At 53.5% G+C, this 26,779-nt stretch carries 22 protein-coding genes; 18 read left to right on the top strand and 4 right to left on the bottom strand.

The genetic code is table 11. The features are described 5' to 3' along the window. Nucleotides 1–22: 22 nt before the first annotated feature. A complete protein-coding gene (locus tag M6D81_RS13150; protein WP_262677358.1) occupies nucleotides 23–2,986 on the top strand; it encodes an alpha-L-rhamnosidase-related protein in 2,964 nt (987 codons plus the stop codon). 87 nt (nucleotides 2,987–3,073) lie between these two features. On the opposite strand, the gene M6D81_RS13145 is transcribed toward M6D81_RS13150, so the two are convergent. Together M6D81_RS13145 and M6D81_RS13140 are read right to left on the bottom strand one after the other, a co-directional pair. Then, complete coding sequence (locus M6D81_RS13145; protein ID WP_262677357.1) at nucleotides 3,074–4,159, bottom strand: copper resistance D family protein; 1,086 nt, start codon at nucleotides 4,157–4,159, stop codon at nucleotides 3,074–3,076. Further along, on the bottom strand, nucleotides 4,159–4,746 hold the full coding sequence (locus M6D81_RS13140; protein ID WP_262677356.1) for a copper resistance protein CopC: 588 nt from the start codon (nucleotides 4,744–4,746) through the stop codon (nucleotides 4,159–4,161). Before M6D81_RS13140 ends, M6D81_RS13145 begins: the two co-directional genes overlap by 1 nt. Nucleotides 4,747–5,015: 269 nt before the next feature. Here M6D81_RS13140 and M6D81_RS13135 point away from each other — a divergent pair, with 269 nt between their 5' ends. Continuing rightward, nucleotides 5,016–5,960 (top strand): hemolysin family protein, encoded by a 945-nt coding sequence (locus M6D81_RS13135; protein WP_317259120.1) that lies wholly within the window; start codon nucleotides 5,016–5,018, stop codon nucleotides 5,958–5,960. Between the two features lie 47 nt (nucleotides 5,961–6,007). On the opposite strand, the gene mnmA is transcribed toward M6D81_RS13135, so the two are convergent. Then, nucleotides 6,008–7,117 (bottom strand): tRNA 2-thiouridine(34) synthase MnmA, encoded by a 1,110-nt coding sequence (gene mnmA / locus M6D81_RS13130; RefSeq protein ID WP_262677355.1) that lies wholly within the window; start codon nucleotides 7,115–7,117, stop codon nucleotides 6,008–6,010. A 155-nt stretch (nucleotides 7,118–7,272) separates the two neighbouring features. Here mnmA and cymR point away from each other — a divergent pair, with 155 nt between their 5' ends. The 16 genes from cymR (at nucleotide 7,273) to M6D81_RS13050 (ending at nucleotide 25,539) form a co-directional block, all read left to right on the top strand. After that, a complete protein-coding gene (cymR, locus tag M6D81_RS13125; protein WP_262677354.1) occupies nucleotides 7,273–7,692 on the top strand; it encodes a cysteine metabolism transcriptional regulator CymR in 420 nt (139 codons plus the stop codon). Nucleotides 7,693–7,704: 12 nt separating this feature from the next. After that, entirely contained in the window at nucleotides 7,705–8,865 is a 1,161-nt protein-coding gene (locus M6D81_RS13120) for a cysteine desulfurase family protein (RefSeq protein WP_262677353.1), read from the top strand. A 17-nt stretch (nucleotides 8,866–8,882) separates the two neighbouring features. Then, nucleotides 8,883–9,419, top strand: coding sequence for a PRC-barrel domain-containing protein (locus M6D81_RS13115; RefSeq protein WP_262677352.1), 537 nt, complete (start codon nucleotides 8,883–8,885; stop codon nucleotides 9,417–9,419). A 14-nt stretch (nucleotides 9,420–9,433) separates the two neighbouring features. Further along, nucleotides 9,434–9,634 carry a hypothetical protein gene (locus tag M6D81_RS13110; protein ID WP_262677376.1) on the top strand — a complete coding sequence of 67 codons (201 nt, stop codon included), beginning with the start codon at nucleotides 9,434–9,436 and terminating at the stop codon, nucleotides 9,632–9,634. 166 nt (nucleotides 9,635–9,800) lie between these two features. After that, the gene (locus M6D81_RS13105; protein ID WP_262677351.1) at nucleotides 9,801–10,874 is read left to right on the top strand and encodes an AI-2E family transporter; all 1,074 of its coding nucleotides are present in this window, start codon (nucleotides 9,801–9,803) and stop codon (nucleotides 10,872–10,874) included. Nucleotides 10,875–11,330: 456 nt separating this feature from the next. After that, nucleotides 11,331–13,964 (top strand): alanine--tRNA ligase, encoded by a 2,634-nt coding sequence (gene alaS / locus M6D81_RS13100; RefSeq protein ID WP_262677350.1) that lies wholly within the window; start codon nucleotides 11,331–11,333, stop codon nucleotides 13,962–13,964. 53 nt (nucleotides 13,965–14,017) lie between these two features. Beyond that, nucleotides 14,018–14,281 carry an IreB family regulatory phosphoprotein gene (locus M6D81_RS13095; protein ID WP_262677349.1) on the top strand — a complete coding sequence of 88 codons (264 nt, stop codon included), beginning with the start codon at nucleotides 14,018–14,020 and terminating at the stop codon, nucleotides 14,279–14,281. Nucleotides 14,282–14,300: 19 nt separating this feature from the next. Further along, a complete protein-coding gene (gene ruvX / locus M6D81_RS13090; protein ID WP_262677347.1) occupies nucleotides 14,301–14,717 on the top strand; it encodes a Holliday junction resolvase RuvX in 417 nt (138 codons plus the stop codon). A gap of 8 nt (nucleotides 14,718–14,725) precedes the next feature. After that, a complete protein-coding gene (locus M6D81_RS13085) occupies nucleotides 14,726–15,022 on the top strand; it encodes a DUF1292 domain-containing protein (protein WP_262677346.1) in 297 nt (98 codons plus the stop codon). Continuing rightward, complete coding sequence (locus tag M6D81_RS13080) at nucleotides 15,022–15,336, top strand: DUF1292 domain-containing protein (protein ID WP_262677345.1); 315 nt, start codon at nucleotides 15,022–15,024, stop codon at nucleotides 15,334–15,336. Before M6D81_RS13085 ends, M6D81_RS13080 begins: the two co-directional genes overlap by 1 nt. Nucleotides 15,337–15,476: 140 nt before the next feature. Then, nucleotides 15,477–16,595, top strand: a complete 1,119-nt coding sequence (gene mltG / locus M6D81_RS13075; RefSeq protein ID WP_262677375.1) for an endolytic transglycosylase MltG — start codon at nucleotides 15,477–15,479, stop codon at nucleotides 16,593–16,595. A gap of 27 nt (nucleotides 16,596–16,622) precedes the next feature. After that, a complete protein-coding gene (locus M6D81_RS13070) occupies nucleotides 16,623–17,555 on the top strand; it encodes a peptidase U32 family protein (RefSeq protein ID WP_262677344.1) in 933 nt (310 codons plus the stop codon). Between the two features lie 29 nt (nucleotides 17,556–17,584). After that, the gene (locus tag M6D81_RS13065; protein ID WP_262677343.1) at nucleotides 17,585–18,844 is read left to right on the top strand and encodes a peptidase U32 family protein; all 1,260 of its coding nucleotides are present in this window, start codon (nucleotides 17,585–17,587) and stop codon (nucleotides 18,842–18,844) included. Between the two features lie 198 nt (nucleotides 18,845–19,042). Continuing rightward, complete coding sequence (locus M6D81_RS13060; RefSeq protein WP_262677341.1) at nucleotides 19,043–21,118, top strand: methyl-accepting chemotaxis protein; 2,076 nt, start codon at nucleotides 19,043–19,045, stop codon at nucleotides 21,116–21,118. Nucleotides 21,119–21,349: 231 nt separating this feature from the next. Then, nucleotides 21,350–23,527: a methyl-accepting chemotaxis protein gene (locus M6D81_RS13055; RefSeq protein ID WP_262677340.1), complete on the top strand. Its 2,178-nt coding sequence runs from the start codon at nucleotides 21,350–21,352 to the stop codon at nucleotides 23,525–23,527. Nucleotides 23,528–23,673: 146 nt separating this feature from the next. After that, entirely contained in the window at nucleotides 23,674–25,539 is a 1,866-nt protein-coding gene (locus M6D81_RS13050) for a peptidoglycan D,D-transpeptidase FtsI family protein (protein ID WP_262677339.1), read from the top strand. On the opposite strand, the gene ytvI is transcribed toward M6D81_RS13050, so the two are convergent. After that, complete coding sequence (gene ytvI / locus M6D81_RS13045; protein ID WP_317259119.1) at nucleotides 25,526–26,674, bottom strand: sporulation integral membrane protein YtvI; 1,149 nt, start codon at nucleotides 26,672–26,674, stop codon at nucleotides 25,526–25,528. The genes M6D81_RS13050 and ytvI overlap by 14 nt on opposite strands. Between the last annotated feature and the right edge of the window lie 105 nt (nucleotides 26,675–26,779).

Below are 26,779 nucleotides of genomic sequence, written 5' to 3'. Positions count from 1 at the left end.
GAATAGAGAGGATGTAATCCGAATGACACTTGCGTTAACGGATTTTGGAGAAGCGCAATGGATCAGCTTTGACCATGCCATGTTATTCAATCAGGATGCGGCATCTTATGTTTGCTTTCGCCATGAATTTCAATCGGAGCCGGTGAACGAAGCCTTGCTGCATATTACAGCGGATTACCGTTACACGGTTTGGTTGAACGGACATTTTATCGGACAAGGCCCTGTTCGCGGCTGGACGCAGGAATGGTTCTACGACACGTATGAGGTGGAAGCGTGGCTGCAGCCAGGGATCAATGTCATTGCCGTTCTGGTTCATGTGCTGAATACGTCCACATTTCAATATATAGCTGGATCACCGGGCTTGCTGGCGCGATTATCGGGTCATTCCTTGTCCGGCAAGATGCTGGATGTAGTAAGCAGCCATGATTGGAAGTGGCGGCGTCATTGCTCCTTCGGCAGTCCTACGCCTCGTATTTCTTCGCAGCAAGCTTATGCGGAGCATTATGACGCGGGACTGGAGCTTGTTGGATGGAAGCAAGCGGGTTTTGTTGACAATGAGGAGTGGAGGGAGGCGCTGCTCCTTGGAGCTGCTGGGTGCGAGCCTTGGATAAAGCTAATTCCAAGAGACATCCCGCTGTTAACGGAGGACGAGATGTATCCTGCGAGCATCAAGTCCTGCGAGATGGTTGCGCTCCCTGAGCCCGCATGGAGTATGGATTTGAGGCAATGGCTGCTGCCCGGAGTTGTCAATGCCAGTCCGAATACGGTATGCGGCATGGTTGCAACGACGGTTAAGCCGGACAGTCCTCTTCATGTGAGATTTTGTTTCCAGGACCGTACCTCAGGGATGAATGTGAAGCTCTATGTGGATGGACAGGCCGCTACTTCGAGAGATGTATCCGGCAGTCATTGGAGCGGTTTATATGACTATGAGGTTTATATGGACAAGGGAGAACATCTGCTTTCTTTTTTAATAGATGGGACGGCTCACGATTATCATTTTCAAGTTTCCTTTCAAGAGGTGGAGAGCGGGCGTTCCATTGGGCTGGAGCCGCGGCTCACCGGTATATCGGGGGGCAGATTTGTTTTCTTCGGCGCGCCTCTGTTGGAGGATTCGATGGAGCCTCAATCACTTGCCTCAGTGGGCTCATGGAAGTCACTATCTGCGCTTGAAGGGATGCGGGTTATTCCTCATGGGCAGGAACACGTGTCCAATGTATTCCAGCAATTTACGGATGCCGTTGTTCTCTCCGGGAGCTTGGCGAGGGATCAAATCCAGGGGCTGTACAGCAGCTGCGGCGGAAATGGGGACTATACCCTTCTGCGGGATCCCGGTGCCGGGAAAGCGGTCAGGATTATTTATGAATTCGAACGGATGACGGCGGGCTGGATCGAGTTCGAGATCTGTGCGGAGGAAGGCGCTATTATCGACGGCTATGGATTCGAAGCCTACCGGGGCGGGAATATCGTGCATATGCATTCCATGCATAATACACTGCGCTACGTAGCGCGCAAAGGCTGGCAGCGCTATCGCTCCTTCATCCAGAGAGGGTTCAGATATTGGGGGATTCAAGCGTCCGACTTAAATGGAGATTTGAAGATCCGTTTTGTGCGCTGTATCCAGCGAACCTATCCCTCTCCCAAAATTGGCGGGTTCCGTTGCGGCGATGAAAGGCTTAATCAAATCTTTGAGATGAGCCGCCGAACAGCACAATTATGCAGTGATGATGCGTTTGTTGATTGTCCCACCTATGAGCAGGCGTTCTGGGTAGGTGACGCATACGTCATGTCCGGGGTGCAGTCCACATTAGCCGGCGCTGCCCCGCTGGTTCGCAGAAGCTTAAGGCTTGCGGCTTCGTCGATGAATCGCTCCCCCATCGTGGAATCACAAGTGCCAAGTGGATGGGTCAATGTACTCTCTACCTGGAGCTTGCTCTGGTCGATTGCTTGCGAGGAATATTACGGCTACTGGGGAGACGCCGCGTTCGCGGAGGAAATGTACCCGTGGCTTGTGAAGCAAATCCATTACTTCCGCGATGAATGTGTCGATGAAGGTACGGGGTTGATCCGTTCACCTTTCTGGAATTTACTGGATTGGGCGGATATGGACTGTCCGGACGGAGCGATTGTAACCCATGTGAACGCTTGGTTGGCGGAGAGCTGCCGCAGGACAGCGCAATTAGCGGATAATTTCGGCTGTAAGCAGGACGCTATGGAGCTTCGAGCTTTTCGGGCATCCATCATTGATGGAATGAATGCACATTTATGGAGTGGGCAGCGGCAAGCATATGCGGATTGTATCCATGAGGATGGACGTCTGAGTTCGGTATTTAGCGAGCAGACGAATTTGCTTTGTTATCTTCATGATGTCGCTCTGCCAGAGCGGCAATCGGCGCTCTTGTCTCGCTTGGTCGAGCCTCCTGCCGACTTTGTTCGTTGCGCAACCCCATTTATGCGGTATTTCAAATTGCAGGCGCTTGAGAAGGCGGGCATGCTGCCCCCCCTTGTTCAGGAAATTCAGGAAACTTGGGGATATATGCTGGAGCAAGGAAGCACGACTTGCTGGGAGGATATGCCCGGTCGATGGTCTTCCGATTATCCGACGAGGAGCTATTGTCACGGCTGGAGTGTAGCACCCGCCCATTTCCTTCCGCGGATTATTCTCGGCATTGCGCCTATGGAGGCGGGATTCAAAAAAGTGAGAATTGCGCCACAGCCAATAGGGTTGCATTGGGCGGAAGGAAAACTGAATACCCCTGAAGGTATTGTGGGAGTTAGCTGGACAAGTAGAGAAAGTGAGTTTAAAGTGGATGTTCGTCTTCCGCGCGGCGTTCTCGGCGAAGTCATTCTGCCGTTGGAACCGTCGGAGGCCGATCGTATCATCGTATCGGGATCGGGATCTGGGGTTGCGACCCCTTATGTAGCGGCCGGCAAATGGACAATTTCCGTTCAGGATGAAGCATCCATTACGATTGTTGCCCAGTAAAGGCAACAGAGCGTACAATGTGTGCGGGTATTATGCAGCAGGGCATGGTCATGAAAAAAAATGAGACATCGCCGGAAAGGCAGTGTCTCAAGACATGGCGAACATGAGTCCGAAATAGCCGAATACGGCTGTCAGCAGGCCGGAGGCCAATGCGATGTACGGTCGGTCGATTCGATAGGCCGACCGTATGCCGTATGCCATCAGGCCGGCAGCGATAAGCATCAGGATGCTCTCCATGCTCCATTGCAGCTTCACTCCCATATCCGGGCTGAATGGGCCCTTGAAGAGCGAGGTGAACAGTGGAGAAGGCGGCACGCTTCCCAGCGTCACCTTCACGTCATGAGGAGGCGCTTGCTGCCCCATGTAGCCGGTTGCAGCCAATACAAGCGCGGCAACGACGGCTTCTGCGCGAAGCCATCTGCCGGGCATGAACGAGGGATTGCGCTTCAGCATCGACTTGTAGCGGAATCCGTTCGTGTAGGCAAGCAGAAGCAGCGGTACGATCAGCAGGTGCTTGATTAGCATCGCTTGACCGTAAGGCAGCATCCATCCGTTCAAATATTGCGGCGTCGTGAACGTCATCAGTGTGAAGCCGGCTGCCAGCGCCAGCAGCGAGCAGCCGACCGCGAGAGGGGAGAACCAGCGCAGCCAGGACTCCCAGTTCCGGCCGTCCACTGCGAACATACCGACGACGAACAGCGTTCCAAGCCACAGGGTGACAGGGAGAAAGTGAAGCGTATGTACGATCAGCCCTTTCATGCTGCTTAGAGATGAAGCATGGCTGGCATAGCCGAGCCATATGACAAGCAAGAGCACGATGAACAGAGCGACCTTCGGCATGTGACGGTCGTTGCGGAACGAGCGTGCGCTAAGCAGGAATAGAAGCCCCAGCGAGCTAAGCAGCGTCCACGTCCATGCCGTCCCCGCCTTCACATCCAGCAGCAAGCTCTTCAGCATCTCCCAATAGCTGAGCTCGAAGGATGCCGCGTATGATACGTTCAACTGATGGATAGGAATGAAGGACAGGACGGGAATGGCGACCGCGCAGGCGATAAGCAGCCAGTGGGGAACAGTCAGCGTCGGCTTGAGCTGCTCCGGCACAAGCCGAAGCAGCATGGCACCCGCCAAAATAGCGAAGCTTACGTAGAGCAGGCTTTCGCTGATGTATGCCATTACTTGCGCCTCCGCAGCACGATGACTAGAGCGGCTGCAATCAGCACGATGCCGATAATAATGAACAGCGTGTAATCCGTCTCTGGCTTAACCGGATCATCGCCATCGGCTGGGCGGTCCGCATTGCCCGCATTGCTCCCGGCATCAGGCGATGGCGTCGGTTCAGGTGAAGGCACTGCGGACGGCTCCGGAGTTGCTTCTCCGGATGTCGGCTCCTTCGACGGCTGTTCCGCAACAGGTGCATCCAGTGTGAAGCTGTAATCCCCCTCTACCGCATGGCCATCAGCGCCGATAATCGTCCATTTCACGGTGTACTTGCCATTGTCCAGCGGGGATGGAACGTTCCCGCTAAGCTTGTCGCCGCTTGCCGCTATTCCTTCCACCTCCATTTGCTCGCCAGCCTCATTATAGAGCTTGAACGTGCTAAGCTTCTCAATCTTTGTATTGAAGCCGAGTTCAATCGCAGCAGGGGATTGTTCGATAACGGCATCGACAGCCGGCACGGCTTCCGTCAGCTTGGAATGCGCCATCGCAGCCTGAGGAACGACGAACAACATGACCATTATGAGTAAAAATATTCGTTTCATTGCAGAATGCCTCCTGAACATCTATTCATGCTTCCGCATTTGCGACAGCTTCTTGCATTATATCAAATTGTTCGTGACTGCTGCATGCGGCTGCGTGAGCAATTCGTTGCAGAGATTTGAACATTTCTTGAATGGCCGTCGACATATTGCATAAGCATTGCCGAATAAAATAGAAGAGATGGGAGTTCAATATAAGGGAGGTGCACCTGCAGACGTCATTGCAAGCATGAGTGTACGATGCGATGTGTGCAGCCGGATGCAGGGAGGCAGTGGGCGATCCTTTACCGCCAGGCATGTCAATTGGAAGCGTTATTTTTCTTGTTGTGCTGCATGTTGTTTTTGCAGCGGTTCATTTTTTTATTGCGTATGGCCGCAGGTACAGGAAGCCTGGCGCCCATTCGGAAGAGGACTTGCGCTCCTTGATGAAAGAGAGCTATCAAAGCGGATTGATTGACGGCACCGAGCTGATGCTGGTCGATAATATCTTTCAATTCTCGGACACAACCGCAAGAGAGATCATGATTCCCCGCACGGACATGATCTGTCTGAATGCGGCGATGACGCTGCAGCAGAGCAAGGAAGTTGCCATTACACATATGCGCACCCGCTATCCCGTGTATGAATGGGACAAAGACAATGTTATCGGCTTTATTCACATGAAGGATTTGATTCGAGAGCATCCCGCAAGCGAGACGGATATCAGGGTGTTGATAAGGACCGTTACCACCGTGCCGGAGACGATGCCGATCAGTACGCTGCTGAAGCTGATGCAGAGGCAGAAATCGGCACTTGCGATTCTCATCGATGAATACGGCGGAACATCCGGATTAGTGACGCTGGAAGATATTATGGAAGAGATTGTCGGGGATATTCAGGATGAGTTCGATCCCGACGGCTCCCGGCTGGAGAAGCGGGAAGACGGCTGCTACAGTATGAGCGGCATGACGCTGATCGAAGAAGTGAACAGCTTCTTCGGTCTTCGCATCAGCAGCGACGATTACGATACGATAGGAGGGTGGATCTATTCCCGCAACGCCTTTCCGCCTGTACCTGGACAGGTGGTGGATTACGGTGAAGGAGGACGGACATACTCCTTTATGATCGAGGAAGTGAATCGGATGCGCATTACGCGCATCGGCTTAAAGCTGTCGCACCCGGATGGCCTCCGCAATCCGGCAGCACCGAACGGACACAATGAAGAAGAGCTCAAGTGACAGGCCATTCATTCGACCTGACGCTTGAGCTCTTTCCCGGTACGCCGCTATTGCAGCTTGTTCACGATGTCGATACTGCCGCCGCCGAGGCATACTTCACCGTCGTACAGGACGACGGCCTGTCCCGGCGTAATGGCCTTCTGAGGCTCCTTGAACAAGATATGCGCCGTGCCGTCCTTGCCCGGCGTTACCGTTACTTCCTGATCCGGCTGGCGGTAGCGGAACTTGGCCGTGCAATGGATCGTTCCGCTCTCATCCGCAAGCGGCACGATCCAGTTCATGCCGATCGCAATGAGGCTCTCCGAGTACAAGCTGGAATGCTTCTCCCCTTGCACGACGTACAGCACATTGTTGTCCAGATCCTTATCGGCGACGAACCATGGCTCGCCGGAGCCGGAGCCGCCGATGCCAAGCCCTTGCCGCTGTCCCAGCGTATAATACATAAGTCCGTCGTGGCGGCCCTTGCGTTCGCCTGTCCGAATATCGATCATATCGCCGGGCTGGGCGGGCAGGTATCCGCTCAGGAATTCCTTGAAGTTGCGTTCCCCGATAAAGCATACACCGGTGCTGTCCTTCTTCTTGGCGGTATGCAGTCCTGCGGCTTCCGCGATTCGGCGCACCTCCGGCTTCGGCAGATGGCCGATCGGGAACATGGCCTTCTCCAGCTGGCGCTGGCTCAACGCGCTGAGGAAGTACGTCTGGTCTTTGCCGCTATCCACGCCCCGCAGCAGCTTCGTCAGTCCATCGCTTGTGCGCTCGACCCTGGCATAATGGCCGGTGGCGAGATAATCCGCATTCAATTCCATCGCTTTATTCAGGAAATCGCCGAATTTGATTTCGCGATTGCACATGACATCGGGATTGGGCGTACGTCCCTTTTTATATTCATCCAGGAAATAAGTAAACACTTTATCGAAATACTGCTTTTCGAAGTTGACGGTATAATAAGGGATGCCGATCTCATCGCAGACGCGTCTTACATCCTCGGCGTCCTCCTCAGCCGTACAGTGTCCGAACTCATCGGTATCGTCCCAGTTTTTCATGAATATGCCGACGACATCATAACCTTGCTGCTTCAGCAGCAGGGCCGCCACAGAGGAATCCACCCCTCCGGACATGCCGATCACGACACGGGTTTCCGCATTTGTTTTTGTCATTTCCGCTTCACCACCTTGTTGATTAGAGCAACATTCATTGTACCATAATCCTGCAATAAATTCATGAAGACGACAACCTTACTTTACAAGATAGGCATTGGATATGTTACCATATAGGAATGATGGGAAAACAGTGAGAATTAAGGGGTGTTACCTTGAAAATATCAACGAAGGGCCGTTACGGCCTCACGATTATGATGGAGCTGGCAGCGAATTACGGAGAAGGGCCGATCTCGCTCAAGAGCATTGCGGAGCGGAACGGGCTGTCCGAGCATTATTTGGAGCAGCTGGTGGCGCCGCTGCGCAATGCCGGGCTGGTCAAGAGCATCCGCGGCGCATACGGAGGCTATGTGCTGTCCAAGGAGCCGGCGGAGATCACGTCAGGCGATATTATCCGCATTCTGGAAGGGCCAATCTCTCCGGTCGACTTCACGGAAGAGGACGATCCCGCGAAGCGCCAGTTGTGGCTGCGCATTCGCGACAGTATTGCGGAAGTGCTGGACTCCACGACGCTGGAGAATCTGATCTCCTACAAGGATGAAGAAAATCAGAACAATTACATGTTCTATATTTAACAGGTGAAACCGATGAATAGCTATTACTTCGACCATGCTGCTACGACCCCGATGCATCCTGAAGTCATGGAGCGGATGCTGGAGCTGATGAAAGGGCCGGGCGGCAATGCCTCCAGCATTCACGCGTACGGAAGAGCGGCCAGAAGCCGGCTCACCCGTGCGCGTGATCTTGTTTCCAGTAGTGTCGGCTGCCGCCCGCCGGAGCTTCTGTTCACATCCGGCGGGACCGAGAGCGATAACGCCGCGTTGATCGGAGCCGCGAGGGCGCAGAAGCGGCTGGGACGCAATCATATTATTACCTCCGCGGTGGAGCATCACGCCGTGCTTCATACGTGCGAGTGGCTGCACCGGGAGGAAGGATTCACGCTGACGGTCGTTCCCGTCGACGGGACGGGATTGATCGACCCGCAGCATGTGAAGGACGCCATGACGCCGGAGACTGCGCTCGTCAGCGTTATGCACGGCAACAACGAGGTAGGAACGCTGCAGCCGATCGAAGCGATCGGCGATATTGCCCATGCCGGCGGCGCGCTGTTCCATGTGGATGCCGTGCAGTCGCTAGGCTGGATGCAATACCGGCTCCAGGAATTGCCGGTTGACTTCATGAGCTTCTCTGCGCATAAAATTAATGGTCCGCAAGGAGTAGGCGCGTTATACGTCCGCACGGGCGTCCCGTTCGAGGCGCTTCAGCACGGGGGCTCGCAAGAGCGCAAGCGAAGAGCCGGCACGGAGAATGTCGTCGGAATTGCCGGCTTCGCCGCAGCCCTTGACATTTGTGTGAACGAACGGCCGAGCAAGCAACTATTTACGGAGAAATTACGTAAGAGATGGATAGAGCTGCTTAAAGAGGAACTGCATCATGATGTGGAAGTTGTCGTCAACGGTCACGCGACCCGCCGTCTGCCCCATATTGCCAATCTAAGCTTTATCGGCGTCGATACGGAGTCCATGCTGATGAATTTGGACATGTCCGGCATTGCGGCGTCAAGCGGTTCCGCCTGTACTTCCGGATCATTGGAACGCTCCCATGTGCTCGAGGCGATGAAGCTGCCGCCCGAACGTCTGCAATCCGCGGTAAGATTCAGCTTCGGATTGGGGAATACTATGGAGGAAATTCAGAATGCCGCTCCTCTCGTAGCGAGAATTGCGAGCCGCATTCGTACCAGCAAGTAGGAGGGCTCCGAGTCGAATTGATCAGACTTCAGCAATTAATCGGGCTTCCAGTCTACGTGAACGATACCGGGAAGCTTGTCGGCAAGGTGAAGGACGCCTGGTTCGATGAGCATTGGCAGCTGCAGGGCCTGGTGCTGGAGTTCGCCAAGTGGTTCGCCGCAAGCGTGCGCGTGGTCAAGTGGAGCGAGGTTCTGAACTGCGGCAGCGATGCCATCATGATCGGCAATGAACAAGCGGTGTTAACGATGAAGCAGGGGCTCGTGCAGCGCGCGTTCCTCTCGGGAATCGTGAAGCTGAAGGACTTGCCTGTCGTGACGAGCGCGGGCGTGCAGCTTGGAAGACTATCGGATGTTTATTTTTACCCGTTTCAGGGTACACAAATAGTAGGCTACGAGCTTACTGACGGTTTTGTTTCGGATCTGATGGAAGGGCGCAAGTGGCTTAAGGCACCGGGTGATCCGGATGAGGTGTTGCTCGGAGAAGACGCGATTATCGTTCCTGCCGTCAGTGAATCGGAATTGGAGCCAGTCGCAGCTTCCAATTTCAGTGAATAGGGAGAAGTGTTATGATGATGAGATGTCCGAATTGCAATAGCAAAGATATCGGAAAAATCGGTTCCCACCAATTTTATTGCTGGGGCTGCTTTATTGAACTGACGGTGAACGGCGACAAAATGTCGGTCTATCAGGTCGAGGAAGACGGTACGCTGAGCTCGCTTGACGATCTGTTTTTTGAAGACGAAGCGGCAACTGAAGTGCATGTGAATTAAGTGAACGTGAAGACGGTCCCTGGGACCGTCTTCTTTTTTCATAAATAGAATTATAGTTCCGGTGTTATTTTTGGATGATTCCCCGGGCATGTACATATAATGAAGTAAGCCTTGGGTTGTCGATGCCTGAGTGGACTTATTGTGCAGGAACTGGGGGGTGAGCGGGATGGAGCGCTTTACGGGCAACCGTTTATTTGTCTGGCTCGTCTATTTCATATTGTGTCTTATTGCGGTTTATTTCCTTTATATGCTTAAGCCGCTGATCGTGTCCGTTTATGATTTTCTGAAGGCGGTGCTCGGTCCATTCATTATCGCCATGATTATCTCTTATGTGCTGAATCCAGTCGTGACGCTTCTCCATGAGCGGAAAGTGCCGCGGACGATTGCGGTGCTGCTCATCTATGCTGTGTTCTGCGCGGTCGTGACTGTACTGCTCGTCAATATCATTCCGATGTTCATCGATCAGGTGCAGCAGTTGAACCGTCACCTGCCCGAGCTGAGCATGCGAGCCGAGAACTTCGTAACCGACATGAACAATACGTCGTTCCTGCCGGACAGCTTCCGGGACGGTGTGAACAGGTCGCTGACAGCGATCGAGAAGCGGATATCGGAGACGCTGTTCCAATTCGTCAACAATATCGGCAATGTGCTTGGCGCCGTATTCATCGCCTTCATTATCCCGTTCCTGGCCTTCTATATCCTGAAAGATTTCGAAGTGTTCGAGCGGGCGATCATTACGTACTTGCCGAAGTCGCACCGGCAGAATACCGTTCGCTTGATGAAGGACATCGACCATGCGCTAGGCAGCTATATTCGAGGGCAATTTCTCGTCTGTCTCATTGTAGGCATACTGGCGTATATCGGCTATTTGCTGATCGGGATGCCTTATGCGCTGCTGCTGGCGGGCATTGTAGCCGTTACGAACGTCATTCCTTATCTGGGTCCTTTCTTCGGGGCCGCTCCGGCGTTGCTGATGGCGTCCACCGTATCGTTGAAGATGATGGTGCTGGTGGCGATCGTCAACACGACTTGTCAAATTCTCGAAGGCAATGTCATCTCACCACAAGTAGTAGGCCGAACGCTGCATTTGCACCCTCTGCTTATCATCTTCGCATTGCTCGTGGGAGGGGAAATCGCCGGTATTGTAGGCATGATCTTGGCTGTGCCGATATTCGCCGCTTGCAAAGTCATTGTTCAGCATATGTTCGCCTATTATGTGCGCAGGAAGATCATACGGTAGAAGAAAGGAAAGAGATTTGACACGTTGCCGACAGCAGCGATATAATCTGTACATATATGTTAAAGCGTTGATGAAAACAAGTAGGCCAAAGCCCGTCAGCCAGAGAGAGAGCTTCTTCGCAGGACGCGCATGTCCGTTCAGGAATGATGCGCCCGGCGTCGGTTGAGAGAGCTCTCATGTCGAAGGTTGGCCGAAAGCTCTTTTCGGAGTGTGAACGAACCTCACCGGCTGGACCCGTTATCGTCCTACAAGGAGATTGTGCCCGTCAGGGACCAATAACCAGGGTGGTACCGCGAACATTCATTCGTCCCTGTCATTGACAGGGCTTTTTTTATTCGTAGAATTTATGAGTTCCGGGGTCCCCACAAAGTACCTGAGTTAGCTTCGAAGCGGCGCTCCACATGTGGGGTAATTTCATGTTGTTTTGTTTGCTTAATTTGAAGGAGGAAGACGTTAATGAAAGCAAGTGATATTCGTGCGAAATGGCTGGCGTTTTTTGAGAGCAAAGGACACAATATTGAACCGAGCGCATCGCTTGTGCCGCACAACGATCCGTCCTTGTTATGGATAAATGCGGGAATGGCGCCGCTCAAGCCTTATTTTGACGGCAGGGTGAAGCCGGACAATCCGCGCATCGCCAATTCCCAGAAGTGCATACGCACGAACGATATCGAGAATGTGGGCAAGACGAAGCGTCATCACACCTTCTTCGAAATGCTGGGCAACTTCTCCATCGGCGATTACTTCAAGGAAGAGACGATCAAGTGGGCCTGGGAATTCCTGACCGACAAGAAGTGGATCGGCTTCGATCCCGACAGATTGTCGGTAACGGTCTATCCGGAGGACGAGGAAGCGTTCAAGCTGTGGAACGAAGTAATCGGTCTGCCGGAAGAGCGCATCTATAAGCTGGAGGAGAACTTCTGGGACATCGGAGAGGGACCTTGCGGCCCTTGTACGGAGATCTTCTACGACCGCGGCGAGAAGTACGGCGATCTAACCGATCCCGAGTGCTGGCCGGGCGGGGAGAACGAGCGCTTCCTGGAAGTGTGGAATCTCGTATTCTCCCAATTCAATCATAACAAGGATGGCAGCTATACGCCGCTGCCAAACAAGAACATCGATACGGGGGCGGGGCTGGAGCGGTTCGCATCCATTCTGCAGGACGTGGATTCCAACTTCGATACGGACTTGTTCCTCCCTATCATTAACCGGACATGCCAGCTTGCAGGCGTCGCCTACGGAGCGAATGCGGAGCATGATATCGCTCTGAAGGTTATTGCCGACCATATCCGCACAGTCGTCTTCTCCGTAGGCGACGGAGTAATGCCTTCGAACGAAGGGCGCGGTTACATCATTAGAAGGCTTCTGCGCCGCGCGGTACGTTACGGCAAGACGCTTGGCATAGACCGTCCGTTCCTGCACGAGCTTACTCCTGTCGTGGGAGAAGTGATGGGCGTCTACTATCCGGAAGTGGTGGAGAAGAAGGAATTCATTGAACGCGTTATCCGCACGGAAGAGGAGCGGTTCCACGAGACGCTGTCAGACGGCTTGGTGCTGCTGTCGCAGCTGGCGGAGCAAGCGAAGCAATCGGGCTCGGCCGTTATCGGCGGCGACGACGCCTTCAAGCTGTACGACACATACGGCTTCCCGTTCGACTTGACGGAGGATTATGCGGCGGAGCATGGCATGACCGTAGACAGGGACGGCTTCGACGCCGCCATGGAGGCGCAGCGCGAACGCGCCCGCGCTGCCCGTCAGGATACGGGAAGCATGAATGTGCAGGGAGGCCCGCTCTCCGATATAACGGATAAAAGCGAATTTGTTGGCTATAATGAGTTGGTAACAGACTGTGAAATAAAGGCGATTGTGCTAGAGGATGCTATTGTCGGTCAAGCGGATGATGGAAGCCGCATTGCGCTCATACTGGATCGCACACCGTTCTACGCAGAAAGCGGCGGTCAGATCGGCGACAAAGGCACGATTGAAGGAGAAGGCTTCACGATTAAGGTGGAGGACGTGACCAAGGCGCCGCATGGGCAGAATCTGCATCATGCTGTCGTCGTCAGCGGAACCGTATCAACGGGGGCCGCGGCGAAGGCTGTCGTCGATCGTGCAGTGCGTGAAGATATTATTAAAAATCATACCGCTACGCATCTGCTGCACAAAGCGCTCAAGGAAGTGCTCGGCGATCATGTCAATCAGGCCGGCTCGCTAGTGGAAGCGGAGCGACTGCGCTTCGACTTCTCGCACTTCGGCTCCATTACGGACGAGGAGCTGGCGGCGATCGAGCGCAAGGTGAACGAGCAGATCTGGCTTGGCACCGATGTGGACATTAGCCTGCGGTCGCTGGATGAGGCCAAGGCGATGGGAGCGATGGCGCTGTTCGGTGAGAAGTACGGTGACATCGTGCGGGTTGTGAAGGTCGGCGATTACAGCCTGGAGCTGTGCGGCGGCTGCCACGTAGGCAACACTTCGCAGATCGGACAATTCAAGCTGCTCTCCGAGAGCGGCATCGGCTCCGGCGTCAGACGGATCGAGGCGGTGAGCGGGAAGCAGGCTTACAGCTACTACGAAGAACAGCTGGAGCTGCTGAAGCAAGCGGCGTCCTTGCTCAAGTCTAATATTGCCGACGTTCCGAAGCGTCTGGAATCGCTGCTTGGGCAAGTGAAGGAGCTGTCGCGCGACAATGAATCGCTGCAGGCGAAGCTGAGCCGCATCGAAGCGGGCTCGCTGCTGTCAGCCGCAGTGAAGGCGGGAGACATTACAGTGTTGTGCGCCAAGGTGAACGCACCTTCCATGGATGCGCTGCGCGGCATTGTCGATGAGCTGAAGCCTCAGCTGGGCTCAAGCGTTATCGTGCTGGGCGCCGTACAGGGAGACAAAGTGAACCTGGCCGCGGCCGTCTCGCAGGACTTGGTGAAGAAGGGCTATCATGCCGGCAAAATCATCAAGGAAGCGGCTCAGCATTGCGGAGGCAATGGCGGAGGACGTCCGGATATGGCGCAAGCGGGAGGGAAAGACGCCTCCAAGCTCGATGAAGCATTGAAACTTGCTCAAGAACTGGTGACGGGCGGAGCAAGTGTGATATAGTAGAGATGTGTAACAATAGTTAGTATGCGTTGTGGAAAGCGAGGTGCTGCCTGATGAGTTCAATGGACCAAACGATGAAGTTTAATGTGAAGGCAGATGCGGAAGAGACATCTTCGGAGGACATTCTGCTGAAGGTGCATGAAGCGCTGCTGGAGAAGGAGTATCATCCCATTAATCAGATTGTCGGTTATTTATTGTCCGGTGACCCTGCGTATATTCCGCGGCACAACAACGCCAGAAGCTTGATCCGCAAGAAGGAACGGGACGAGCTGATTGAAGAACTGGTCCGTTTCTATCTGCAGCACAAGAATCAATGACGCAAGGGGCCGCACTGGGATGAGAATCATGGGATTGGATTACGGTGACCGCAATATTGGTGTTGCGATCAGCGATGCGCTGCGATGGACGGCACAAGGCGTTGCCGTCGTCGAGCGGAGACGGGACGGCAGTGAGCTGGACCGATTGGCGGAGATGATTCGGGAGCATGAAGTATCGGAGATTGTGGTGGGCTTGCCGAAGAATATGAACGGCACGATCGGCCCGCGCGGCGAATTGACGATGACCTTCGCCGAGCAGCTTGGCCAGCAACTGGATTTACCTGTTCACCTTTGGGATGAAAGGCTGACGACGGTAGCCGCGGAGCGGACACTGCTTGAAGCCGATGTAAGCCGCAAGAAGCGAAAGCGGGTTGTGGACAAAATGGCGGCAACGCTTATTTTGCAAAATTATCTCGATTCTATAACGAAAAGGTGAGGGTAAACATGACAAACGAAGAGATGAAGTACGAAGAGCCGGAAATTATCTACATTCCGGACGATGAAGGCAATGAGGAAGAATTCGAGGTCATCATGAAATTCGAGATGGATGATTCCGATAAGAAATATATGATGGTCGTCCCTCTCATTAGCGACAATGAAGAAGAGGACGAGGTATACGCGTTCCGCTATGAGGAAGACGGCGATGACTTGAAGCTGTACACCATCGAAGATGAAGAAGAGTGGAACATCGTGGAAGAAACGTTCAACACGTTGCTTGGAGAGATGGAGGATCAGGATTAATGGTCCGTGAAGGACAAGGGGCATTATTTCCGGCGGGAAGCGTCCTGAAGGATGCATTCGGCAACGAAGTGGAGCTGCACGGCGAAGACGGCTTGGCGCTTGTATTCCGCATTAAAGCGGAATGGCTGCTGGGAGATATCCGCTATGCCGCTCTGCAGTCCGAAGATATGCGGGACGATGATGAAGTGGAGTTTTTTCGAGTCGATCTCTCCGGCTCGGAGCCTGCTTTGGAGAGCATTGGGGACGATGATGAGTGGGAAGCGGTCTCGGAGGCGTACGACGATTTGTTTTTTGCAGACGATGCAAGACCTTGATCGGTCACAATTGTATACGCAAATGACAAGAGGGCGGCTGACAACCGCTCTTTTTGTCGAAATGCATCCTTCCTCCGGGAATCATGCTCATTGTTCCGGTGTGGCGAAACTTGAAGAAGAGGTGTAGAAGGTTGGATAATGTGGAAGAGAAGGAGACTTCGAAAAAGAAAAAAAGGCGCAAGGCGAAAAAAGGTCCCAGAGCCTGGGTCGTATCCTTCTGGGTCGCTCTGAGTCTGCTTGGCATTATGGCGATAGCCGCATGCGCAGTACTCTTCTATTTGTGGAGCAATCTGCAGCCGCTGCCGAAAGGCGAGCCGAAGAAGGTGACGATATCGCGAGGGATGTCGGCCAATGGCGTAGCGGATACTTTGGAGAAAAACGGAATTATAAAAAACGGATTTTTATTCGGCTATTATTTGCAAATGAAAGATGAAGGCGCAAAGTTCCAGGCAGGGGTATACGAATTTCACCCCGGCATGGATAACGCCACGATTATCAACATGCTGAACACTGGCGATGTCGTGGAGGCGGAGACGGTGCAATTCACCATTCCTGAAGGCTACACCGTGGAGCAGATTGCACAGAAGCTGGGCAAGGAAGGGCTGGTTGATCCCGCCAAGTTCCTGCAGCTGGCGGGCGAAGACCGCACGTGGAGCGACGCTGAAGCGGTATTGTCCGTTCCGAAGGAGCAGACAGGAATCAAGCAGCGTCTGGAGGGTTATCTGTTCCCTGAGACGTATGCAGTGAAGAGGGACAGCTCGGAAGAAGTCATCATCCAGCGCATGCTGCAGGAGACGGACCGCAAGCTGGACACCTTGCCAGAGGATTGGCAGGAGGTGCTGGGAGAGTCGGGGCGTTCGCTTCATGAGATTATGACTGTCGCATCGCTGGTGGAACGCGAGGTTGTCGTCGATGAAGAGAGGCCGCTTGTCGCCAGCGTCATCTACAACCGTCTGAAGCAGCCGATGCGGCTGCAGATCGACGCCACCGTGCAATATGCGTTAGGGGAGCAGAAGGAGCGTCTGCTGCATAAGGATCTGGAGATCGACAGTCCTTATAACACGTACAAAATTGACGGATTGCCGCCGGGACCGATCGCAAGTCCCAGCATTGCATCCATCGAAGCGGCCCTGTATCCTGCGGATACGGACTACTTGTTCTATGTCACGAAGAAAGACGGCACGCAGTCGCATCTGTTCGCCAAAACCTATAAAGAGCATCAGCGCAATATCGCCGCCAGCGAGAAGACGGCGGAGTAACATCAAGTGAAAGGAGGACACACGCATATGTCCTACAAACCGGAATTGCTCGCTACAGCTTCCTCGCTGGAGGAGCTGAAGCGGTTAATGGCCGCCGGGGCCGACGCCTTCGTCATTGGCGAGTCGAAATATGCTACCAGGCCCGCGGGTGAATTCACGCAAGAGATGATCAAGTCTGCAGTCGAACTGGCGAAGCCGAACGGCGTTCGCATCTACGTGTCTATGAACCATCTGATCGATAATGCATCGCTGGCGGAAATGCCTGCTTACATCGCCTTCCTGCAAGAGATTGGCGTGGATGCCATCGTATTCGGCGATCCCGCCGTCCTGATGGCGGCCAGAACCCATGCTCCCGGCATGGGACTCCATTGGAATGCGGAGATGACCTCGACGAATTATATGACGGCGGAGTACTGGGGCCGCCGGGGAGCGACACGCTTCGTGCTGGCCCGGGAGTTGAATATGGAGCAGGTTGTGGAGACGAAGGAGAAGACCAGCCTGGAAGTACAAGTGCAGGTGCACGGAATGACCAATATTTATCATTCCAAGCGTTCGCTGCTCCACAGCTATATGGATCATCAGACGGAAGGCGACAGGCTGGAAGGCTATGAGAAGGAGCTGGGCCTTTACTTGAAGGAAGCGGAGCGGCCGGATGAGCAGTATCCCATCTATGAGGATGCCAGCGGAACCCATATTATGAGCTCTGACGATATCTGCATGCTGGAGAATTTGCACGAGCTGCTGGAAGCCAAGGTGGACAGCCTGAAGATCGAAGGCATCATGAAGTCCGTCGACTATAACGAAGTGGTCGTTCGGACATATCGCCGCATCATCGATACGTATATGGCCGACCCCGACAATTACGAGTTTCAGGACGAATGGCTGGAGCCTGTCACTGCCGTGCAAGACCCGGACAGGGAGCTCAGCTTCGGATTTTTCTATAAAGAGCAAGTGTATTAATTGATAGCACGTTAAGGAGGTGCAGCAAGATGAGCAATATGACGAAGACGACTCCTCGCTACAAGGGCAAGCGGCATCGGCTGGAACGGCCGGAGCTGCTTGCGCCCGCAGGCAATCTGGAGAAGCTGAAGTTCGCCATCCATTACGGCGCGGATGCCGTCTATATCGGCGGACAGAAATACGGCCTTCGCTCCAATGCGGACAATTTCAGCTTCGAAGAGATGAGGGAAGGCGTAGAGTTCGCGAATAGGTACGGTGCGAAAGTGTTCGTCGCCACGAACATTTATGCGCACAACGAAGACATCGGAGACGAGCTGGAGCATTATCTGCGCAAGCTGGAAGAGGTGGGCATCGCGGCGATTATAGCAGCGGACCCCATCATTATTGAGACTGCACAGCGCGTAGCGCCCAAGCTGGAGGTTCACCTCAGCACGCAGCAGTCGACGATGAACTGGCAGACGGTTCAATTCTGGAAGGAAGAAGGATTGCCGCGCGTCGTGTTGGCCCGTGAGACGAGCTTCCAGGAGATCGCCGAGATTAAGGAGCATGTCGATATCGAGATTGAGGCGTTCATTCACGGCGCCATGTGCTCCTCGTATTCCGGCCGTTGCGTGCTGTCCAATCACTTCACGGACCGCGATTCCAATCGGGGAGGCTGTTGCCAGTCCTGCCGCTGGAAGTACGATCTGTTCCTCGACGACGCTCCCATGTATGAAGAGGAAGCGGACCAATTTACGATGGGCTCCAAGGATCTGTGCATGATTCAATATTTGCCGGAGCTGATCGAGGTGGGCGTGGACAGCTTCAAGATTGAAGGGCGGATGAAGAGCATCCATTACGTCGCCACCGTCGTGAATGCCTATCGTCAGGCGATCGACGCATATTTCGCGGACCCGGATAATTTCGAGCTGAAGCAGGAGTGGATCGACGAGGTTCATAAAGCGGCCAACCGACCGCTCAATACGGGATTTTTCCTGGACACGCCGGGAGCGGAAGATCACATCTACGGTCCCGAAGACAAGGCGGCGCCTTACGATTTTGCGGCAGTTGTACTGGATTATGACGATGCGAGCGGCTTTGCTACCATTCAGCAGCGCAATCATTTCAGACCGGGTCAAGAGGTTGAATTCGTCGGTCCCGGGGGCAGGTTTTTCAAGCAGACGGTAACAGAACTGCAGGATACGGACGGCAACGCGCTGGATGCGGCAAGGCATCCCATGCAGCATTTGCGTATTCGTACGTTAAAGCCGGTGAAGCCGATGGATATGATGCGCAAAAAAATTAAATAATATCGTTCAAAGGTCCTTGAAAAGACTAGCCTCTATGCCGATAATACGGAGAGGATAGTCTTTTTTTCTCATTCCTGTCATTGACAACAGGAGCTATATCCCAAATAATAGACGATAACGATCCTGCAATTCGTCATTATTCGTTGGCATTAGCCAATTTTCCACTCATTTTCATTCCAGCTGAAGGCGGTGTATGTCATGAAGTCTGTCAACAATCCGGTTGTAAGCGCAACCATATCCATTAATCCATTCAAGTCGGTCGGGATCAAGCTATTTCTGATTATATTCGGGAGCATTCTGGCATGCGTCATTACGATTGGCATGCTGGCTTATTCCAAGACGAAGGATATCGTGGAGACGAAAGTTTCGGACGCCAGCTTTCAGACGATTAATCAAGTTGCGGACAATCTGGATATCGTATTCAAAACCTATGAGGATATTTCCATGCAGTTCCTGGTAGACAAGGACTTTCATGACACATCGAGCGCATTGCTCAATGCGGAAGACGAATATTCCAAATTCGAAGCGACGAAGAAAATAACGGATATGCTGCAATACATATCGCTCAGCAACGATTCCATCAAAGGCATTCTGCTCCTGCCACTTCAAGAGAAATTGAAGCCGATTGCTGTAGGCAATGCGGATACGTCGAGAGCGGCTGAACTGATGGAAACGGATTGGTTCAAAAAAATTATGGATTTAAACGGCGGCACATATTGGGTCGAGCCGCAATCCACCGGGCTGGCGACAGCAAGCCAGCTGCCTTCCATCGCGCTGGGCCGGCAATTGAACAATAGTGTGACAAGCAGGGCCAATTATGTTCTTCTTATGGAGATTCCTGTGGAATCCATAAGCGAGCACTACAGCGATGTCGTACTGGGCGATGGCAGCGAGCTATCCATTCTGGATATGGAAGGGAATTATATCGCATCGAACGACAGTGCGCTTATCGGCACGCAAGCTCCCATTACCTTGCCTGTCGATCCCGAGGTCAATGGAGCGGATACGCTGGCGAAGCGCGACGGGAACGAAGTGCTTGCCGCTTACCGTTCCTTCCATGCAATGGATTGGCGTCTGGTAGGAACTATTCCGGTTCAGGAGCTTGTGAAGGCGGCGCATGTCATCCGGGATGTTACCTTGGTAACGGCGCTTCTGGCGGCGCTCATCGCGATTGCCATCGGATATCTGGTCATCTTGACGATCGCACGCCCGATTGTGAAGCTGTCGGAGCTGATGGAGGAAGGGGCAAGCGGCAACCTGACAGTCCGCTCTACGCTGAAGAAGCGGCGGGATGAAATATTCAGGCTGAGCGAGAGCTTCAATCGGATGATGGTTCAAATCTCGGAGCTGGCGAATCAGACGACGCAATCGGCCGAGCAAGTGCTGGCGACTGCCGGCGAGCTTACGGAATCATCCCGTCGTACAGCGTTGTCGGCAAGGGAAATATCGGTTGCTACGGAAGAGATCGCGAAAGGGGCAACCAGTCTGGCGATGGAATCGGAGCGAGGCTCGGATCTGTCGTTCCATATCCAGAGCCAGATGAAGGAAGTGATGACAGCCAATGAAGAGATGGTTCGTTCGGCCGGCGAGGTCGAGCTGGCAAGCAAGAGCGGTACCGACCATATGGGAGCGCTGATGCAGAAGACGGAGCGAACGGAGAATATGACGCGGGCGATGGTGGAGAAGGTGGACGCCCTGAAGGACAGCACCACCTCAATCGTGAAAATATTGGATGTGCTCAATAACTTGACGAAGCAGACGAACATTCTGTCGCTGAATGCGACGATTGAAGCTGCGCGTGCCGGGGCAGCCGGCAAAGGCTTCATGGTTGTAGCGGATGAGATCCGCCAGCTGGCGGATCAGTCCAAGCAATCGATCGACATTGTCGCGGGCATTACGGAGCGAATCAGCGGTGAAATCGAAGAGACGGTAAATGTGTTGTCCGAGGCGTACCCGTTGTTCCGTGAGCAAGTCGAATCGGTGAAAGAAGCGAACGGCATCTTCTTGTCCGTACAAGGCCAGATGGGCGGCTTCCAGCAACGGCTTGACGATGTAACGAGCTCCGTAGCGGAGCTGGAGAAATCGCAAAATGTGCTGGCCGAAGCGATGACCAATGTGAGCGCGGTAGCGGAGGAATCGTCGGCGACTTCGGAAGAGGTGGCATCGCTCAGCAGCGAGCAATTGAATGTAAGCGAAGGATTGGTCAAGCTGTCCGAGCAGTTGGATGCTGTATCCCGAGGGTTGAAGGAGACATTGACGAAATTCAAATTGTAGCGGGAATGATCGTTATCAATAAGAAGCCGATTTATCCATCCGGATAAGTCGGCTTCTTATGGTCAGTTTGCAATTGTATTACACTTTTTTGTATATGAGCTATAATCAATCGGTCGTAATCAGTCGATAACATAATAGTAAGTTTGTATGATTTTCTCTGTCAGTCGCCGCATATTTCTAATCGTTGCGGACTACATACTTATTACATACTATAAAGGCGGTGCCAGAAGCATGCTAGGTCGAAAGAATCAGGATGAACAAAATGGGCAAGCAGATGGAAAGAAATCAGGGACTTTGGAAGCGGGAGACAAGACGCGCGCTCCGAAAAACGATTGGTTCGCGCTGATCAAGCAAGCTGTCATCTCCAATCCTCTCAAGTCTGTCGGCAAGAAGCTATTCTTGATTATTCTTATCAGTATCGTGGCATGCGTCTACTTCGTCAGCGCCATGTCTTACTTGCAGGCGAAGCGTCTCATCGTAGACAATGTATCGCAAGCCAGCTTCCAGACGGTCCAGCAGGTGGCCAATAACCTGGACGTCCGGTTCCGCACCTATGTCGACTTGACGCTGCAGATCGTCATAGACAAAGTCATGAGCGAGAATCTCGAAGTGCTTGCGGAGACCAAGGATGCCTTCCAGAGCTTAAGTGCGAACCGGGAGCTATCCGAGAAGCTGAATAACTATATAATGAGCAATGACAGCATAGCTGGCGCGGCCCTTATTCCGATGAAAAAAGACGGAGGCATGATTCTCGCCGGAGCGTCCAGAACGGTAGACAAAGAAGTGCTCTTCGAAAGCGAATGGTTCAAAAAAACGGTAGAGCTGGACGGTAGAACGAACTGGATCGAGCCGCAGGAAAGCGGCATAATTGTATCGGGGCATCGCGATTCCATCGCTGTCGCAAGACTGATTAAAAATATTCAAAACTCGCAAAACTCATACATGCTGGTCATTGAGCTGCCGCTCGGCAAAATTGCGGATAATTACAGCGAGGTCAATCTGGGCGAGGGCAGCATGCTGACAATCGAGAGCATATCCGGTCATTATGTGCAGCATTCCGATAAAGCGCTGATCGGACAGCCATCCGCCGTTGCGCTGCCTTCGGAAGGAAACGAGGCGTTAGAGGGAAGCCTGGAACTGAAAACTTCCGATGGTGATGACGTGCTGGCAGTGTACAAGCAGTTCAGTGTGGCCCCGGATTGGCGGCTTGTCGGCACGATACCGGTCGGCATGCTGGCCGAGCAGGCGGGCGTCATTCAAGAATCGATGGTCGATGCTGTACTCATCGCAGCGGTATTGGCTATTGCGATCGGTATCTTCGTCATTCTGACGATCGCCAGGCCGCTAACGCAATTGCGCAATCTGATGGTGGAAGGAGCCGGCGGCAACCTGACGATCCAATCGCAAGTGAAAGGCCGCAAGGACGAGATCGGGCAGCTGGCGGACAGCTTCAATGAGATGATGAGTCAGATTAAGACGCTGGCTGTGCATACGACCCAATCCGCCGCAGAGGTTATTGCAACGGCAAGCGAACTGACGGACGCATCCAAGAAGACGTCCATAGCGGCGAAGGAGATCTCTATTGCAACGGATGAGATTGCCGGCGGGGCGACGAGCCTGGCGGTGGAAGCGGAGAAAGGCAGCGACTTGACGGGCAATATCAATACGCAGATGAAGGAAGTCATGTCTGCGAATGTGCAGATGACGGAATCCGCAGCAGATGTGGAATCGGCCAGCGAACAAGGAACGGCCCATATGAACCTGTTGATCGAGCGGACGGGCATGACGGAAGAGATGACAAGGTCGATGGTGGAGAAGGTCGAAGCGCTCAAGGAAAGCACCAGCTCCATCGTGAAAATACTGGATGTGCTCAACAATCTGACCAAGCAAACGAATATTCTGTCGCTCAATGCTACGATTGAGGCGGCACGCGCGGGAGCGGCAGGGAAAGGCTTCATGGTCGTAGCGGACGAAATCCGGCAATTGGCGGATCAGTCTAAGCAGTCCATTGAAGTCGTCGGTCAAATTACGGCCAGCATCCAATCAGAAATTGAGGAAACTGTGAACGTACTGTCCAAGGCATATCCAATGTTCCAGGAACAGATCAGCTCGGTGAAGGAAGCGAGCAGCATCTTCTTGTCGGTTCAAGGTCAGATGGGACAGTTCAAGGATAAGCTGGGACTTGTTACGGTGTCCATTCAAGAGCTGGATCATACCCAGTCCGTGCTGTCGGAGGCGATGACGAATGTGAGTGCTGTGGCACAGCAATCGTCGGCCACTTCGGAGGAGGTTGCATCCTTAAGCTCCGAGCAGCTTAGCATCAGTGAGAATCTGGTCAGCTTGTCCAATAAGCTGGATTCTGTATCCAAGGCGCTGCAAGAATCGCTCGCCAAGTTCAAAATGGAATAAATTTCAGATCGGCTAACGGGCTGCTCAAGCAAAGGAACGGAAAACCGTTTCAATCGCTTGAGCAGTTTTTGCGTTTATCGCATGGAAAGGGAGGAACACTAAGGAGGTAAGGAATACCCGCTTGGCGATAGAGGAGGGGCGTAGACATGGATACAGGGAAGCGCATGAATCGCATGCTGGCGATAGCCGTCATGTTCAGTCTGCTTCTACTGGGCTGTCTGGGACGGATTGCATGGCTGCAGCTGGCCCCTGGCGGCAATATGGCAAGACCTGTCAACGTTCCGGCCAAGGACGGGTGGAAGCGGTACGCGGTCACGCAGCGGCAACGACAGCTTGTGTTGGATACGGGCAGAGGCGATTTCCTCGACCGCTACGGCAATCCCATCACGGGGGAGACGTATGACGCGCTTGCTTTGTTTCCTGTTGTGCCTTCGATTCGGGGCAATGGGACAGCTTTAAGGGAGCTCGGGGAGGTGCTGCACGCGGAGCCGGAAGCCATAGCCCGGTTCTGGGACGGACTGCGCGAGCCGAAGTTTTGGCCCGAGACGGGTAGTGACAAGCCTATGCAACTGCAGCGGGAGCAAGTACAGGCCATCAAGCGGCTTCAGCTCGAGGGCGCAAGAGTGCTGGCTTACCGCAACAGGTATATCAGCGCATTCGCCGCCAAGCATTTCATCGGCTTTACAAGTCAGCATCCGGAATGGGTGACGGCCCGATTCAGCAAGGAGCTGGTAAGCGGCAAGCATCATCTGGCCGAGCAAGTGGGCGGCACGGGGCTGGAGAAGTCGCTTGACTCCTATCTGCACGGAATCGGACCGGTATCCGTATCTTATTTCATTGACGGTTGCAATAAGCCGTTGAACGGTCTCGATCTGCGGTTGATCGCTCCTCGCAATCCCTACTATCCGCTGCAGGTTGTGACTACAATCGATCTGGAGCTGCAGAATAAATTAGAAGCGTATGCCATGCACAGCGGACTGAAGGAAGGGGCTATCGTCGTATTGGATGCTGCAAGCGGCGATGTAGCAGCGATGGTATCGATCCCGGAATTGCACCCGGACCGATTCGCTACGTCCGATGGATCGGAGTGGAGCAATTATGCGTTGAAGGCCGTTGAACCAGGCTCAATCTTCAAGTTGGTTACCGCTGCAGCCGCTCTGGAGGCGGGAGTGGCGAAGAGCGGGGAACACTTCCACTGCAGCGGGGAGTACGGCAAGTATCGGCTGTCATGCTGGAAGAAGGAAGGGCACGGCGATATTACGTTGGCGGAAGGTCTCGCTCACTCCTGCAATATCGTGTTCGCCACCTTGGCGGAACGGCTGCAGCCGGCACAGTTGGAGCGGATGGCCGAGAAGCTTGGCATGGAGGGCAGAATCGGCTGGCATAGCGACAAGCGCAGCGGGAAGGGTGTCAGGCAGCTTCGGCTTCTGGAGGAGGAAGAGCCAGGCCGTGTCTTCCCGTCGTCAGCCTCCGGGATGGTTCGGGACGGGGGAGTGATGGCGCAGACGGGCATCGGGCAGCGGGATGTCCGCATCAGTCCTCTGCAGGCGGCCAATCTGATTGTAACGCTGTTGCATGGAGGCGAAGTGATGGAGCCGCGGCTAGTGAGCGAGATTCGTTATGCGAACGGTCAGAGTATGGTCCGCTTCCCCCGTCACGCGGTGAAGGGCAATGGGAGGATAGGCAGAGAGACCGCATCGTGGCTGATTCGGCGAATGGAAGAGGTAGTCGATCGGGGGACGGGCATGGCGATTCGCAGCGGGCGCTGGAAGCTGGCCGGCAAGTCGGGAACGGCGGAAACGACGAAGGCCGGAGCCGCGCGCAACCATCAGTGGTTCGCGGGCTTCGGCCCAGTGGAATCGCCTCGCTATGCAGTTGCGGTACTGGCAGCCTACCGGGCGCCGGGCAGCTCCCATCTGGCAACGCGAATATTCCGTGAGGTGATGGACATCGCCGCAAGCCACGAGGAAGCTTCCCGCTCACTTATGTCTGAACGGTCTATCCGCCGTTAATCGGCTGCCCGCCGGCCGGATTGTCGGGGTCGTCGGGCGTATCATACTCGTCGATAGGCTTGCGGATCCAGCGCTGCAGGTATCCCTGCGCATAGAGCGATTTGATCAGGATGACCAGAATTGGCGATAGAATGACTCCGGCGATGCCGAACAGCGACAAGGAGATAATCATGGCCGACAGCATGGTGAAGGCCGATACGCCGAGGGAATCCCCGGTAATTTTCGGCTCCAGAATCTGTCTCGTCAGCGTGACTACCAGCCATAATACCGTCAGCCATATCGCCAGCGAAGTTTTGCCCACGATGAACAGATAGATAATCCACGGTATGAACAATGTGCTGACGCCCAGTATCGGCAAAATGTCGAATATCGCAGCCACCAGTGCAATGATAAATGAATTGCTTACGTTCAGCGCGATCAGAGAAATAAAGATGACGATAAACGTAATGCTGATCATTTTGGCCTGGGCTTTAATATAAGTGGCAATTCCTTTGAATACATTGTCTCTAAGGAACAAAAAGGCGGTTTTGAACGTTTTCGGCGTTTTCTCCGAGGCCACTTTCCGCCATGAAATAATTTCGATGCTAAGGAAATAAGCCAATATGATGCCGATCGAAAAATTGAAAATAAACGAGGATACGAACGAAACATATCCAACCAATCCGCCCAGGAAAGCCATTGCAAGGTTTTTTAAATTTTCTGAACTGCCTTTAATAAACTCCTGCATACGCTCTGCCAGATCGAAGTCGGGAGGCAGCTTGTCCAGTTGAAGCTCAAGCTCTTTCGTGATGAAGCCGATCTGCTTCGTCAGCGATTCCTGATACTTCGGAAAATCGTTAATAAGCTGCGTGCCTTGCTTCGTAATCAGAAATGCCGCTCCCGAGAAAGCGCCGAGGATGAGGAGCGTGAACAAGACGACCGATATGCCGGCAGCTATCGATTTTTTGATGCCCCATTTGTTCAGCCGTTTCGCGAGTGGTTCTATGAAAATAAATATAATCAAGGCGAATATGATGGGAGTTGCGATTTTATAAATGTAACTAAAGGCAAACATGATGAGAAATACGGTCAGTACGATCAGTCCGATGTCAAATGCGGTACGCCAGTATTTCTTGTAAAATGGGAGCACGGTCATCTTTCCTTCCATTAATTGTTGATGATAGCTTTATAATATTTCCAATAAGATTGTACTATAGTTTATACGGAATGTACCTATTTTTTATTCAAGTATGATACAATT

The organism is Paenibacillus sp. J5C2022 (genome assembly GCF_025567625.1).
GTDB lineage: Bacteria > Bacillota > Bacilli > Paenibacillales > Paenibacillaceae > Pristimantibacillus.
This window is presented reverse-complemented; position numbering and strand designations above follow the sequence as displayed.

What these genes read in the sequence shown, in the direction of transcription:
- M6D81_RS13150 (WP_262677358.1), top strand. Translation starts at nt 23, where the DNA reads ATGACACTTGCGTTAACGGATTTTGGAGAAGCGCAATGGATCAGCTTT.
- M6D81_RS13145 (WP_262677357.1), bottom strand. Translation starts at nt 4,159, where the DNA reads ATGGCATACATCAGCGAAAGCCTGCTCTACGTAAGCTTCGCTATTTTG.
- M6D81_RS13140 (WP_262677356.1), bottom strand. Translation starts at nt 4,746, where the DNA reads ATGAAACGAATATTTTTACTCATAATGGTCATGTTGTTCGTCGTTCCT.
- mnmA (WP_262677355.1), bottom strand. Translation starts at nt 7,117, where the DNA reads ATGACAAAAACAAATGCGGAAACCCGTGTCGTGATCGGCATGTCCGGA.
- M6D81_RS13120 (WP_262677353.1), top strand. Translation starts at nt 7,705, where the DNA reads ATGAATAGCTATTACTTCGACCATGCTGCTACGACCCCGATGCATCCT.
- M6D81_RS13110 (WP_262677376.1), top strand. Translation starts at nt 9,434, where the DNA reads ATGATGAGATGTCCGAATTGCAATAGCAAAGATATCGGAAAAATCGGT.
- M6D81_RS13105 (WP_262677351.1), top strand. Translation starts at nt 9,801, where the DNA reads ATGGAGCGCTTTACGGGCAACCGTTTATTTGTCTGGCTCGTCTATTTC.
- alaS (WP_262677350.1), top strand. Translation starts at nt 11,331, where the DNA reads ATGAAAGCAAGTGATATTCGTGCGAAATGGCTGGCGTTTTTTGAGAGC.
- M6D81_RS13095 (WP_262677349.1), top strand. Translation starts at nt 14,018, where the DNA reads ATGAGTTCAATGGACCAAACGATGAAGTTTAATGTGAAGGCAGATGCG.
- ruvX (WP_262677347.1), top strand. Translation starts at nt 14,301, where the DNA reads ATGAGAATCATGGGATTGGATTACGGTGACCGCAATATTGGTGTTGCG.
- M6D81_RS13085 (WP_262677346.1), top strand. Translation starts at nt 14,726, where the DNA reads ATGACAAACGAAGAGATGAAGTACGAAGAGCCGGAAATTATCTACATT.
- M6D81_RS13080 (WP_262677345.1), top strand. Translation starts at nt 15,022, where the DNA reads ATGGTCCGTGAAGGACAAGGGGCATTATTTCCGGCGGGAAGCGTCCTG.
- M6D81_RS13070 (WP_262677344.1), top strand. Translation starts at nt 16,623, where the DNA reads ATGTCCTACAAACCGGAATTGCTCGCTACAGCTTCCTCGCTGGAGGAG.
- M6D81_RS13065 (WP_262677343.1), top strand. Translation starts at nt 17,585, where the DNA reads ATGAGCAATATGACGAAGACGACTCCTCGCTACAAGGGCAAGCGGCAT.
- M6D81_RS13060 (WP_262677341.1), top strand. Translation starts at nt 19,043, where the DNA reads ATGAAGTCTGTCAACAATCCGGTTGTAAGCGCAACCATATCCATTAAT.
- M6D81_RS13055 (WP_262677340.1), top strand. Translation starts at nt 21,350, where the DNA reads ATGCTAGGTCGAAAGAATCAGGATGAACAAAATGGGCAAGCAGATGGA.
- M6D81_RS13050 (WP_262677339.1), top strand. Translation starts at nt 23,674, where the DNA reads ATGGATACAGGGAAGCGCATGAATCGCATGCTGGCGATAGCCGTCATG.
- ytvI (WP_317259119.1), bottom strand. Translation starts at nt 26,674, where the DNA reads ATGACCGTGCTCCCATTTTACAAGAAATACTGGCGTACCGCATTTGAC.